This is a genomic window from Wolbachia endosymbiont of Oryzaephilus surinamensis, assembly GCF_025617515.1.
Taxonomy (GTDB): domain Bacteria; phylum Pseudomonadota; class Alphaproteobacteria; order Rickettsiales; family Anaplasmataceae; genus Wolbachia.
Map to the genome: position 1 here is coordinate 669,905 of NZ_CP092526.1, position 14,681 is coordinate 684,585.

Genomic DNA, 14,681 nt, shown 5'->3' on the forward strand with positions numbered 1-14,681 from the left:
TTACGTATACTTAATTGGGAACCTTTTTGACAAACTGAACTCATCTCCTTTCAAACAATTTTTCTATATCACTTAGTTTCATTTCTATATACGTTGGTCTTTCATGACCAGGATATGGAGTTTTCTCAATTTGTCTTAGTATCTCATTCATCTCTTCCAATTTCATTTTTCTTCCTGCTCCATGGCAAGCGATTGTGGCTGATATTTTATTCACCTTATCCTCTATTGGCAACGTATCTTCCATTTCCATTAACTTATCTACTATATCAACTAGCATCTCTTTTATATCTATTGTTCCCAAGATTGCAGGTATTTCTTTTATCGTTACTTTATCTTCTGATTGTATTTCAATATCAAAACCCATTTCAAAAAGCTCATCTTTATAAGTTTTAACCATCCCCATTCCAGCTTGGTTTTTAATTTCAACTGTTTCAGGAAGAAGTTTTTGTCTTTTTATGCTTGATTTTTGCTTTAAGCACTCGTATATCAACCTCTCATAGGCTGCATGTTGATCTACTATAATCAGCCTATCTCCAGCCTCAGCAATAATGTAAGTATTGTGGACCTGACAACGTGCATATCCTAGGGGATGATCCTCTACCAAATCAATTTGCTTCCTTTCTAAAACCATCGTTCCCTTTTGGGCTGGGGATTCTCCATACTTAAAAGTTTCTGGTAAGCTTTGCCTTCTTTCATCTGGTGCATTGAATTCTTTCATTAGACGATTTTCTAAAAGACTTGGTCTCTTTTCATAAAACTCTTTTTGATCTTTTTTCTCTTGACTATCAACCTGCTCTTGGCTTTTACTATCATTAAAAATTAGCTCCTCTTCAATACCTTGATCACCCGCTGCAAATCTCGTTGATAGTGTTTTTATTATCCCTCTTCTCACTATTTCATATATTAGCCTTTTATTCTGAAATCTTACTTCCGATTTATTTGGATGCACATTTACATCTACTTGGTCATATGGTACTTCTAAATGCAACACTGCAAAAGGATACCTATTGTTTGGAATAAAATCGTGATACGCATATCTAATTGCACCAACAAGTAGATTGTCTTTTATTGGCCTTCCATTAACAAACGTATAAATCTGAGTTGAGTTGCCACGATTGACATTAGGTTTACAGATGTGTCCCTTAAGTTTGATGCCTTCTTCTTCCTCTTTAACTTCCAGTGAATTGCTTTGAAATTCTTCTTCTATTTCACATAATCTGTTGAACAGCGAAGTTTGCTTAACATATTTTAAGAGCTTTTTATTACCAGAAGTGAGAGTAAACCCAATACTATAATTAATCATCGCTAAGTTATTCACAATATCAACAATACTTTGTGTTTCTGCCCTTTCGGTTTTTAGAAACTTTAGTCTATTTGGTGTAGCAAAAAATAAGTCACGAACTTCAATATATGTACCTTGCAACAAAGAACAAGGGGTAATCTCTCTTATTTTTTCTCCTCCCTCATACCTTATAGACCATGCTTCCTTTGCTCCACTTGCCTTAGACGATAATTTCATTCTGCTTACTGCTGCAATTGAAGGTAAAGCTTCTCCCCTAAACCCAAGGTGCTTGATTTCTATTAACTCACTATCGCTTAATTTTGAAGTGGCATGCCTCATAAATGCTAGTTCTAAGTCGTCCTTTTCTATTCCATTTCCATCATCTGTCACAGTTATAAGGTTACGTCCACCACTTTCTATTTTGATCTCTATCTCTGAACTTCCAGCATCTATTGCATTTTCTACTAATTCCTTTACTACACTCGCTGGCCTTTCTATTACCTCTCCCGCTGCTATACGATTTATAGTTTTTGTGTCTAAAAGAATTATTGCCATATTTTCAACTCTCAGTCTGATCAGTTTAATATCAATTAAAATCAGATTGTCTATTAAATTCTATTCTAAGCCCTTTCATGAAGATCATTAGAATTATGTATAATTATTAATGCTTTTTAAGTGGATTTCCTATTGTTCTTTCTAAGTTCCTTGGTGCACGTAACGATTATTCTTTAAAAAGAATATTGGCTACTGAGAAGAATGAAGACATCTTCATCAGAAAAAAAAGGGGCAAAAACAGAGAAAATTGACGTAGCTACTTAAGGCAGGTGTCTCTATTGCAGCTGAGACAACTGATCTACTCATGATCAAATGAAGAAGTTATAAGCATACAGATTGGATTACAGTATCTTTTTTAAGAAGAAGATTTATCTTGCTTAAAAACTTGTAGATACTATATTTTACATAAATTCTTCATGCGAGGCCTTTATGTTTACTAATAGAATATCTAATAATCTGGATCAGCTGCAATTTTTTGTAGAGTTTTTAAATGAAAATTATGAAATTCAGAAACATCTTAGTCTTACACCACTACATTTAGCAGCAGGAAATGGTCAGTTGGATTTAGTCAACACTTTATTAGGAGAAGGTTTAGATATTAATTCAGAGATTAAGTACGATGGCTTTACGCCACTGTATTTTTCAATTGCAAAAAATCGCTTAGAGATGGTTAACTTTCTTATTGCTCATGGAGCAGATGTAAACCATAAGACCATTCTAGGCTTTACACCTTTAAGTTTTGCATCCCAGCAAGGATATTTAGATATAGTCAACACCTTGATTGCAAATGGAGCAGATCTTAGTACTAAAACAGATAAACTTAATACACCTTTACACCTAGCAGCAGAGAATGGTCATCTAGATATAGTAAATGTTTTTATTGAAAAGGGATTAGATGTTAATGCTGTAAATAATGATCGAGCAAGACCTTTGCATTCTGCAGTACAAAATGGTAACCTCGAAGTAGTTAAAGCTCTTATTTCACAAGGGTCTAATATTAACGCTGGATCTTCAGGCATAGGTAATCATAAAGTTGATGCAAACATTACACCCTTACATCTGGGAACACAAACTGGTAGGTTAGATATAGTTAAAGTTCTGCTTGAAGCGGGAGCAAACGTTAATGCAAAAACAGATGATAAGATTACACCTCTACATTTAGCGTCTCAAAATGGCTTTTTAGAGTTAGTAGACATTTTACTAAAAGCAAAATCTAATGTTAATGCTAAGGATTATGAGAATCTTACACCTCTACATTTAGCAGCAGAACGTAATCACTTTGGAGTAGTTAAGTCTCTTCTTCTCGTAAGGGGAATTGATGTTAATGCTAAGGACCACGATAATTCCACAGCTTTACATATAGGATCTCAGAATTGTCACTTAGAAGTAGTGAAGCTACTAATAGAGAAAAAAGCCAATGTTAATGCTAAAAAAAACGAAGGTTTTACACCTTTGCATCTAGCAATTCAGCAAAGTCATTTCGAGGTGAGTGATTTTTTAATTAAAAATGGAGCAAACATTAACACCGTGGATGATCAGAATTGGACTCCTTTACATAATGCAGCATATAATGGTTTTTCTTTAAAAATAGTAGAGAGCTTAATTGCAAAAGGAGCAAATATAAATGCAAAGATGGATGATGGTAGAAGAGCTCTACATTTGGCAGCAGAACATAATCACTTGGAAATAATGAATTTCTTGATTGAAAATGGAGCAGATATTAATGCTCTAGATAACAGAAGTTGGACTCCTCTACATTGTGCAGCATATGATGGTAATTTAGAAGTTGCTAAATCTTTGCTTGATAAAGGAGCAGACATTAATGCTAAAACAGTTAAAAGTACTACACCTCTACACTTTGCAGTAGACCATGATCATTTAGAGGTGGTTGAATTGCTCTTAGAAAAGGAAGCAGATATTAATGCTTTAGATCACACAAATTGGACTCCTTTACATTTTGCAGCAGAAAAAGGTTATGATCAGATAGCAACCGTTCTATTGAAACATGGTGCTGATGTAAATGTAAAAGAAAATCAAAATAAAGGCACAGCCCTACATCTTGCAGCTCAATATGGTCATCCTAAGGTAGTTAAAACTCTTATTATAAATGGAGCGGATGTTAATGCAAAAATGGATAAAAATGCTACGCCTTTACACTTAGGGGCACAAATTGGTAATTTAGATATAGTTAGGTCTCTACTTATGAGCGGAGCATACTTTAATGCTAGAGCTGAAGGAGGTAGATATGTTTTACCATTACACTTTGCGGAAAGAAGAGGAAACCCAGAAGTAATAAAATTACTAAAATTGGTTGAGAAGTTATTTAAGGCTATAGAAGATAATAATTATTTAGGAATTGAGAGTTCCATTAGAGATGGAGCAATCATTGATTCGAAGAACGTGGATGGAAGAACGCCATTACATTATGCTGTTAATAATGGGCACATAAAAGTTGTAAATATCTTGCTAGCAAATGGAGCTGATGCTACTAAAGTTACTAACAAGGGTAATACACCATTACACACTGCTACTTCCAAATGTTACAAAGAAATTGTTGAGGTTCTGTTACAACATATCAGTCGTGATAAATTAAATGACTTTGTTAATGCTAAAACTACTTCTAGTGGTACTACATCACTTCATGTTGCAGCTAAAGGTGGCTCCTTGGAAGTTGTAAAATCTTTATTAAAACATGGTGCAATTTATAAAATTGAGAACAAAGAAGGTAAAATACCTATTGATCTTTCTAAGGACCAAAGAGTTACTAACTTACTGAAATTGATCGAAGAATTGTTTAGAGATATAAAAAATGGTAATGTTGAATCTATCAGCAAGCTAAGAGCAGTAAAACCTGATGAGTTCTTAGCTATAACAAATGCTCGTAATAATCAAGGGAATACATTATTGCAAGTTGCTATAGCCAATAAACATAAGAATATTGCAACTAAATTGTTAAAAATGCTGAAGGAGCCAGATCAAGTTCAATCACAGTTTAGCCCTGAATGTGAGTTGGATCAACTTGAGAAGCTTAAAAGTGCTACAGAGGTGCATATCCGTTTTTCTGAGCTTTACCTTCCTATGTTGCGTAGCATGTCGCAACCATATAGTTCAGAAAAGAATACTTCTCCTTGGAAAACTCTTAAGGAAGGTTCTTATTACCTAGGAAATGCATATCGCTTAGTTGAGGTATACAAAGATTGTGTACCTGGTTCGATAAATAATAAAAGCATACAGTCAGTAAATGATATGCTAGTAGCACTAGAATTTGATCCAAAACACATAACGTCAGGGTATACAGATGAAGCTTACGGTGGGAAGGCTGAATGCTTCGTTTCCAAAGGGCAAGGTACAAAATATTATAAGTTATTGCATAGTGAGTTAAAGAAAGATGTAAGATCGTTCATAGAAATGGTTGAACTTAATATTGACATTCCTGTAAAAAGGTTTTTAGAGTCAATCAATCAGAGGTTACAGTCTGCTTTTTCTGAAAAGTTACTTGAGGCCATAGAAAATGACAATCCTTTAGCGGTTGAGAATTGCATCAAAAGAGGGGTAATTGTTAACTTCAAAGATACCGATGGAAGAACACCATTACACCATGCTGTTAACAACGGCAACATAGATGTTGTAAGTACCTTATTAAAAAATGGAGCTGAAGTTGCTCAAATTACTAACAAGGGCAATACGCCATTACATATAGCTTCTTCCAAAGGTTACAGAGAAGTTGTTGAAGTTTTATTACAATATGTAAGTCGTGATAAATTAAATGACTTTATTAATGCTAGAACAACTTCTGGTGGTACTACATCACTTCATGTTGCGGCTAAAGGTGGCTCCTTGGAAGTTGTAAAATCTTTATTAAAACATGGTGCAATTTATAACATCAAGAATAAAGAAGGTAAAGCACCACTTGATCTTTCTCGAGACCAAAATATTACTAACCTATTGAAATTAGTAGAAGAGCTGTTTGAGAATGCAAAAAATGGTAATGTTGAAATTATCAGTAAGCTGAAAGCAATAAAACCTGATGAGCGCGTAGCTGTAACAAATGCTCGTAATGATCAAGACAAGTCATTAGTCCAGGTTGCAGTAATCAATAAACACTCAAACCTTGCAAGTAGATTATTAGAAATATTAAAAAGTCCAGATCAGAGTTTACAAGATGTCAGCGTAGAAAATAGAGTAAAGAGTTTAAAGTTATAGCTCTCTTAAATGAAACTCTAATGAGGGTGCCAAGATCTAGAAAATATATAAAAATTACAGTGGACTTTACATCTTACTAATTATAAATTAACTTACTACCTAATCAATTCCTGAGTTATGTATGAGTAAAATTTTGATAATATTAGCAGCAGGAAAGAGCAGTAGAATGAATTCTGAATATCCAAAAGCGTTGCACCAAGTGGGAAATCTTACTCTTTTAGAACATATAATTTCTAATGCAAAATCGCTGAGTCTAAAAAGCTTATCAATTGTTGTTAACAACTCCCTTCTAAAAGATTTAGAAAACTTTGATACTCTAAAAAGTATAATCGATCAATACAATATAAAACTAATAATTCAAGAAGATATTACAGGCACTGGCACTGCAGTTAAAATTGCTCTAGAAAATCTGGAGGAGTTATCTGATCAAGACATAGTTTTAATACAGTATGGAGACACTCCTTTTATATCTAGCGATACAGTTATGAAAATGACTGATTGTTTAAAGTATAATAATTTAGTTCTTCTTGGATTCAATAGTCAAGATGAACAATATGGAAGATTAGTAATTGATAATTACGGAAATGTTCAAAAAATCCTAAAAAATGGAGATAAAATGCTTCTTGCAAACTCTGGAATAATGGCTTTATATGCTAAAGATCTCTTTACCTTAGTAAAAGAAATAAAATTCAATAATTCGACCAATGAATATTGTCTTAATGATATAGTGCCCATTGCAGCAAACAATAACTTGAGTGTAGGTTATGTAGTTTCTGATGAAAGAGAAGCAATGGGAGTAAATAATAAAGAGGATTTGATTAAAGCCGAACACTATTTTCAAGAAAGAAGGCAGCCAACTTTTCTTTCATAACTACATTTTTTTATTCATTAATTTAAGTTGACATTTGTTTTATACTGGTTTTATAATACCTTTTGATTCTTACTTGTAAGATAATTGGTACGACAAATTTTCCTATTTGTAGTGAGAGGGTATACATGGGGATATTAATAACAGGTGCTGCAGGTTTGATAGGGTCAACCTTGGTGAAAAAGTTAGAAAACCAGGGCCATGAAGTAATAAGCTGTGATATTAGGTTTCGCAACAATCCACTCAGTTTTTTTTCAGAAGATATAGTACCACTACTTGCTAAGTGTACAGGAATTATTCATCTGGCTGCAATTTCTCGAGTTATACATGGTGAACTTTATCCTGAACTGTGTAAAAAAATTAATGTTGATGGTACAATGCAGTTTTTAGGGTTATGTAAGTCACTTTCAAATAAACCGTGGTTTATTTATGCAAGTAGTAGGGAAGTCTATGGAGAGCAGAAGAAACTGCCGGTTACAGAATCTGCTAGTATCGATCCAATAAATAATTATGCAAAAGGTAAAGCATTTATTGAGGAACAAATAACAAGTTCAAAAGATTTTAATGTAGCAATATTACGCTTTTCAAATGTATACGGTGGTTTACTAGATCATAACAGTAGAGTAATTCCTGCACTCTGTATTAATGCATTAAGAGGTGATCCAATTAAAATAGAAGGTAAAGAATGTGTTTTTGATTTTACCTATTTGGATGATGTTATAGAGGGTATATGCTTAACTGTTAAATATTTACAAAGCGAAAAATCTTCTCTTCCTGCTATTCATCTTACTACTAATAGCCCATGTACTTTAGAAAACTTAGCAAAAACAATATTAAAAGTCACGAAAAGTGATTCTAGAATTGATTTTTATCCTCCAAGAAATTTTGACGTAACTAAGTTCCATGGTGATTTTACTAGAGCTAAAGAGCTACTTGGTTGGTCTCCAAAGCATTCATTAGAAGTAGGATTAAGCAATTTTATAAAAAGTCTACAAAACAATATACAAGAGTATCCTAACAATATAGATATGGTAATATATGAAAATATTAAAAGTTATTCATGGTTACCCTCCTTATTATAGCGCTGGTTCAGAGGTTTACAGCCAAACTCTTGCTCATGAACTAGCAAATAACAATGAGGTACAAGTATTTACTAGGTATGAAAATAGCTTTTTACCTGATTTTTATTACACTACAGTCCTAGATCGTAGTGATTCTCGAATCTTACTGCATTTAATTAATATACCCATAGCTAAATATCGTTATAAATTTATTAATGAAGAAGTAGATATAAAATTTAAAAGAGTAATAGATAACTTTCAGCCAGATCTTATACATTTTGGTCATCTTAATCATCTATCAATTACTTTACCAGAAATTGCTTTTAAAGAAAATATACCTACAATTTTTACGCTACATGACTTTTGGTTAATGTGTCCAAGAGGAAGGTTTATTCAACGCAATTCTGAAGATTTATTACAGCTTTGTGATGGACAAAAGGATCAAAAATGTGCAACCCAATGTTACAAGGGATATTTTACAGGAGATGAAGAATTCCTGAATTCAGACCTAAATTATTGGGAACAATGGGTTGCAACTAGAATGAAGCACACAAGGAAAATAATAGACTATATAGATTACTTTATTTCCCCATCGAAATTCTTGATGGATAAATTTACTCAGGATTTTTATGTTCCGATAAACAAAATTTCTTATCTTGATTATGGTTTTGATCTCAATCGTCTTAAGAATAGAAATAGAGTACAAGAAAAAGAGTTTATTTTCGGTTATATTGGTACTCATACTCCCGAAAAAGGTGTTAATCTATTATTGAAAGCTTTTTCTCACTTATCATCTAAAGCAAAACTTAGAATTTGGGGAGCAGCAAGAGAAGAAACTAAAGCTTTAAAAGCGATTGCCGATCAGTTTTCACCTGTTGTTAAAGAAAGAATAGAGTGGATGGGAAGTTATGATAATAAGAATATAGTTACTGACGTATTTAATAAAGTTGATGCAATAGTCGTTCCTTCAATTTGGGGTGAAAATTCACCGTTAGTAATACATGAAGCACAGCAACTTAGAATACCAGTTATAACAGCCGATTATGGTGGTATGGCAGAATATGTAAGAGATGGACTATTATTTAAGCACAGAGATGCAAGTAGTTTGTCAGAAAAAATGCAAGTCCTATCTACAAATCAGGAGTTATACAATAAACTTACCCAAAAAGGCTATCCTTATACTAAAAATGGAAATATACCTTCTATGAGTGAGCATATTGAGAAACTTAACAAGATTTACCGTAATGCTATTGAAAAGAAAGGCAAATCAGTAGCTGTTAAACCCGGTCCTTGGAGAATTACTTTTGATACTAATCCAGATTACTGTAATTTTGCTTGTATAATGTGCGAATGTTTTTCACCATACAGCAAAGTTAAAGAAGAAAAGAAAGCTAAAGGAATAAAACCTAAGATACTGTCGATAGAAACTATCAGAAAAGTAATTAAGGAAGCAGCTGGCACACCTTTAAGGGAAATCATTCCTTCTACTATGGGTGAGCCTTTAATGTATAAAAGCTTTGATGAAATAATCAATTTGTGCCATGAGTTCGGCCTTAAGCTTAACCTCACAACCAATGGTTCTTTTCCCATTAAAGGAGCTAGAAAATGGGCTGAACTATTGGTACCAATTTTATCTGATGTTAAGATTTCCTGGAATGGGGCAACTAAAGAAACTCATGAAAGAATCATGAAAGGTTCAAAATGGGAAGTAGTGACAGAAAATTTAAAAACTTTCCTTGAAGTTAGAGATAAATACTTTAGCGATACAGGTGAAAGGTGTACCGTTACTTTACAATTAACATTTTTGGAAAGTAATTTACATGAACTCTATGACATAGTTAAGATGGCCATAAAAAACGGCATAGATAGAGTTAAAGGACATCATCTTTGGGCACATTTTGAGGAAATTAAGGATCTATCTATGAGAAGAGATGAGTTAGCAATTAGTAGATGGAATACAGAGGTGAGAAGGTTATATGAGCTTAGAGATAATATGCTATTACCAAATGGTAAAAAGATAAAATTAGAAAATTTTACAATTCTTTCTCAAGAAGGTATTAAGGATTTGGCTCCAGGTGGTCAATGCCCATTTTTAGGTAAAGAAGCATGGATAAACAATGAAGGAAAGTTTAGTCCTTGCTGTGCTCCAGATGAACTCCGTAAGACATTAGGAAATTTTGGTAATGTTAATGAGGTTAAACTCGAGGAAATATGGCAGAGTAGTGAGTACCTAAGCTTACAAAAGAATTATTTAAATTACAAATTATGCAAAACATGCAACATGAGAAAACCTTTGATCAATTAATCAAAGATAATCTTAAATCTATTAAAATTTCACCGTGTGAGAGTTTTCACGAATTACTAGGAAATCCTTTGTATGAAGATAGGTTTATAAAGGTTGGTAAATTTCATGAGCCCGGTCTTGCACCGGTTTATGATCAGACAGGTGCTTATCATATCAATGTGAGAGGAGAAGCAGTTTATCATCATAGATTTCTAAAAACTTTTGGATTCTACTTTAATAGAGCGGCCGTAGAAGATGATACAGGGTGTTACCATATTGATTCATCTGGATGTAGAGTATACAAACAGTCGTATCAATGGATTGGAAATTATCAGGAAGATATTTGTGTAGTTAGAAGACATGATAAATGTTTTCATATTAATTTAAATGGCAACAGGATTTATCAGGAGGAATATGATTATGTTGGAGATTTTAAGGATGGTATCGCTGTAGTCTATAAGGATGGTAAAGCTACACATATTAATCATCATGGAAAGTTAGTACATAATAAATGGTATAAAAAACTTAATGTTTTTCATAAAGGGTATTCTATTGCAGAAGATCAACATGGTTGGTTTCATATAGATATTAATGGTGATCCTGTTTACCAGCAGAGATTTAAAATGGTAGAAGCATTTTATAATGGGATGGCAAAAGTTGAAACTTTTGAAGGTGTGTTAGGACAAATCGATATTACCGGAAATGTAAAGTTTAGTATTTTTGATTTAGGTAAAGAATCTCAAGTGCATAGGATTTCTGCAGAACTTTCAGCCTTTTGGAAAACTTACCTAACAAGCGTTGCTATTGAACTTGATTTGTTAAATATTTTACCTGCAACTGTGCCGTTTTTATCTAAAAAGTTAAACATTATCGTACCAAATCTAGAAAGGCTGTTAAGGGCGTTGTGGGAAATAGGGTTTATTGATTACGATAAAGACGAGGACTTATGGAAACTATCATCAAAAGGTAAGTGTTTTAAGGAAATACCATTTTTGCCAAAAGCAGCAACAATGTGGGCAAGAGTTGCCGCTGAAAAGAATTGGTTAAAGATGGCCGATATACTAAAACAGAAGTCTATCTCTTCATTTGAATCTTTTAAGGAAAGAGAAGCATCAGAAGATAAGAAAATAGCATTTTACCAAGCATTACTAGGATATTCTAGGTTTGATACTAAAGAGTTTAATTCTAGAATTAATATAGATGATGCTAAGAATATATTGCTATTTGGTGTACACTCTTTATTTCTTGCTTATTCTGATATACACAATAAAGGTTCTATAGGCCTATATAACGAACATAAAGTACCAAGACAGTTAGTAGAAAATTTAAAAGTCAAACTTATAACTCAGGAAGAACTATCAGTTACAAATTATGAATTAGGTGTCTTTTGCCGCTTTCTACAGCACTATGATGATGATAAAGTATTGTCTTATTTAAAATTGGTCAAAGGAATATCTCGTATTTTATTGATAGAAACTATTTTAGATTACCGCTCTCCAACTGGAGGCTCTGTAGATATTAATGTCATGGTTGAAACAGGAGGTAAACTAAGAACATTAAACGATTGGGAAAAAATACTCAAACAAGTAAAAGGATTCAAAATTTTTGCTGTTTTACCTTTAACAGATTACTTATCAGTTATTGATGTCAGATGTTAATCACATGGAAACATTACAAAAAAATGGTTTTTTTATTATCAAAAATCTGGTTCCTTTAGAGCTAATAATTCAGTCTTTAAGTGATATAACAAATAAGATATCAAAGCTATCCCAAGAAATAAGTGTTTCAACTTCTGACTACTTAAACTGTACCGGCAGATGGGGCATGTTATCTCAAGTAACTAGAATTATATCTCAAGCATTAGATAAAATTATTAAAAATTACCTTGAAAAGTCACTTCAGTGTCAGATACTGCAGAAAAAATCAAATGTTATATGTAAAACTGCTGATTTAATAGATGCAGTTCCCTTTCACCAAGACATCTCCTATAGTTTCAATGATCCTTACCACTTTTCCGTTTGGTTAGCTTTGAATAATGTAAGTGAAACTTCAGGTGCACTACAAATTATAGAAAACAGTCATAAATGGGAAATACAGCCTTTAGTTGATTTTTGGTACCCATATTTTTTTGATCAGTACTCAAACAACCGAGAAAATTACAAAATTAAGTCACTACCTATTTCAGCAGGAGATGCGATAGTTTTTGATTCACGGTTATGGCATGGTAGTGATAAGAATACAGATGCTAAAGATAGATTTGCTTATGTAACAAGGTGGATTATAAAAGATCAAGACCTTCCCTATGTGCCAAAACCTCAGCCTTCAGTTTTTGGTATACTCAATTGTGGTGAGTTAACAGAATCTATACTGAGAGAATGCTTGTCATTGTTTGGCTACCAGGAAAGTGTAAAAGCAAAAAACATGGAAGAACTTATCAAGAGCTGGTTAGCCTTTATTACAGACACAACTACAAATATTTCTGAGATCGACACTACTGAGGCTAAGCGAGATTTATATAAGCTGCTTATTCTAAATCAAGCATCAGCACTACATGATGCTGGAGACATCTCAGGAAAAATATACAAAAATTTATGGTTTTCACTACTTGTATTTCTCAATAAAAAAGTCAACGTAGTGGAGCTAGCATTGTAAATGAACAGAAGTAGAGTTGATAGCTTCAAATGTGTATTGATGTTCATCTTGAATATAGTATCTAAATTCAAGCTTAATGTACTTATAATGTCTTTAGTTGCTCTGGTGGTAGCTGTTGATTTGTCTTTTAGAAAGTATTTAGTAAAAAATATTCTAGATACAGCTGTAAAATATCAGGAAGGTAATGTAATTGAAAATCTTTTATTACCTGTAAGCGCTTATCTTGGTATGGCATTACTTATCACTACTGCTTTTAGATTCTATGGCTATTTTGTTGACATTCGAATGTTTACCTTAATGCGTCAAAAAATAGCTGATATGTCTTTTTGTAGGCTACTCCAACAAGACCATTCCTATTATCAGAACAATTTATCCGGAAGTTTAGTACATAAGGCCAGTAACTTAATGGATAGTGTGATAGAGTTAATAAGATTGCTTATAGATTGTTTTTTCGGTTACAGCATAGCATTAGTCTTAGCTATTTATACCTTATCATTAGTAAACATAAAATTTGCAATCGCCACATTCACTTGGGTAAGCATTTTTATTTTAGTATCGATTTTCAGCTTTCGTGTACTTACTGAACTAGCTGATAATTACTCTAAACAAAATTCACAAGTAATAGCTAGTATAGCAGATAGTATTTTAAATGTTATATCAGTAAGGCTATTTTCTCAGCAAGCACATGAGAGACACAAATTTTTTCAAATATGCAAGAAAAGAACTATTGCAGAGAGAAAATTACAATGGGCATACTTTTGTCTTTGGTTTATATATGGCTATTCATTTGATATACTCCAAGCAGTAAACTTGTACTTTTTAATTTATGACTATCAATTGAACAAAATTGCAATAGGAGATATTGCTCTTGTACTTGGAATTAATATATCGATTATAGAGTTTCTTAACCATCTAACTAGGAATCTTACCCAATTTTCTACTCATTTCGGCAAAGTTTCAGATGCATTGCCAATCTTGACTACTGTACCAGAAATTCAAGATAAGGAAAATGCTAAAGAATTAAATTTATTAAGTGGAAGAATAACGTTTAACAATGTTTCTTTTTCTTATGAAGGTCAGGAGCCATTATTTCAAGATTTCTCAGTTACCATTAATCCTTGCGAAAAGGTAGGTCTAGTTGGTTATTCTGGAGGTGGTAAATCTACTTTTATAAACTTAATTCTAAGGCTATTTGATGTTAAAAAAGGTAATATACAGATTGATAATCAAATAGTATCAGAAGTTACACAGAGTTCTTTGAGGCAACAAATATCTGTAATACCTCAAGACCCATTGTTATTTCATGATACTATTTTAGCAAACATCATATATGGTAGACTTCAATCTACTATCAAAGAAATAATGAGAGCTGCAAAGCTGGCTGGTATTCACGATTTCATTATGACTCTACCAGATCAATATGGAACTACAGTCGGAGAAAAAGGCATCAAGCTATCTGGAGGAGAAAGACAAAGAATAATAATAGCCAGGGCATTTTTAAAAAACGCTCCAATATTATTTCTCGATGAACCAACTAGTCAGTTAGATTCTATAACAGAAAAAACAATTCAAATGAGTTTATTCAAATTGATGAAAAATAAAACTACGATTACTATAGCACACCGTATTTCTACACTTTTACACATGGACCGAATTCTAGTATTTAACAAAGGAAAAATTGTCCAAGATGGTAAACACGCTGAATTAGTTTCTAAGCAAGGTCTTTACAAGGAACTTTGGAATGCTCAAATTGGTTGTTTGAATGGCAAAAAATAA

The 14,681-nt window shown here is 32.9% G+C and carries 8 protein-coding genes; 7 read left to right on the forward strand and 1 reads right to left on the reverse strand.

From position 1 onward, the window contains the following. Positions 1-40 precede the first annotated feature (40 nt). Positions 41-1,837, reverse strand: coding sequence for a DNA mismatch repair endonuclease MutL (mutL, locus tag MJ631_RS02920; protein ID WP_253309690.1), 1,797 nt, complete (start codon positions 1,835-1,837; stop codon positions 41-43). A 429-nt stretch (positions 1,838-2,266) separates the two neighbouring features. On the opposite strand from mutL, the gene MJ631_RS02925 reads away from it, so the two are divergent. The 7 genes from MJ631_RS02925 to MJ631_RS02955 all read left to right on the forward strand — a co-directional run bounded on the left by MJ631_RS02925 (position 2,267) and on the right by MJ631_RS02955 (position 14,681). After that, entirely contained in the window at positions 2,267-6,040 is a 3,774-nt protein-coding gene (locus MJ631_RS02925) for an ankyrin repeat domain-containing protein (RefSeq protein WP_262986640.1), read from the forward strand. A gap of 121 nt (positions 6,041-6,161) precedes the next feature. Then, positions 6,162-6,911 carry an NTP transferase domain-containing protein gene (locus MJ631_RS02930; protein ID WP_262986641.1) on the forward strand — a complete coding sequence of 250 codons (750 nt, stop codon included), beginning with the start codon at positions 6,162-6,164 and terminating at the stop codon, positions 6,909-6,911. Between the two features lie 125 nt (positions 6,912-7,036). Next, positions 7,037-7,990 (forward strand): NAD-dependent epimerase/dehydratase family protein, encoded by a 954-nt coding sequence (locus MJ631_RS02935; RefSeq protein ID WP_262986642.1) that lies wholly within the window; start codon positions 7,037-7,039, stop codon positions 7,988-7,990. Further along, positions 7,947-10,274 carry a glycosyltransferase gene (locus MJ631_RS02940; RefSeq protein ID WP_262986643.1) on the forward strand — a complete coding sequence of 776 codons (2,328 nt, stop codon included), beginning with the start codon at positions 7,947-7,949 and terminating at the stop codon, positions 10,272-10,274. Before MJ631_RS02935 ends, MJ631_RS02940 begins: the two co-directional genes overlap by 44 nt. Then, complete coding sequence (locus MJ631_RS02945) at positions 10,235-11,911, forward strand: WG repeat-containing protein (protein ID WP_263858704.1); 1,677 nt, start codon at positions 10,235-10,237, stop codon at positions 11,909-11,911. Before MJ631_RS02940 ends, MJ631_RS02945 begins: the two co-directional genes overlap by 40 nt. A 4-nt stretch (positions 11,912-11,915) precedes the next feature. Next, positions 11,916-12,905: a phytanoyl-CoA dioxygenase family protein gene (locus tag MJ631_RS02950; protein ID WP_262986645.1), complete on the forward strand. Its 990-nt coding sequence runs from the start codon at positions 11,916-11,918 to the stop codon at positions 12,903-12,905. Further along, the gene (locus MJ631_RS02955) at positions 12,906-14,681 is read left to right on the forward strand and encodes an ABC transporter ATP-binding protein (protein ID WP_263858705.1); all 1,776 of its coding nucleotides are present in this window, start codon (positions 12,906-12,908) and stop codon (positions 14,679-14,681) included. It abuts the gene before it with no gap.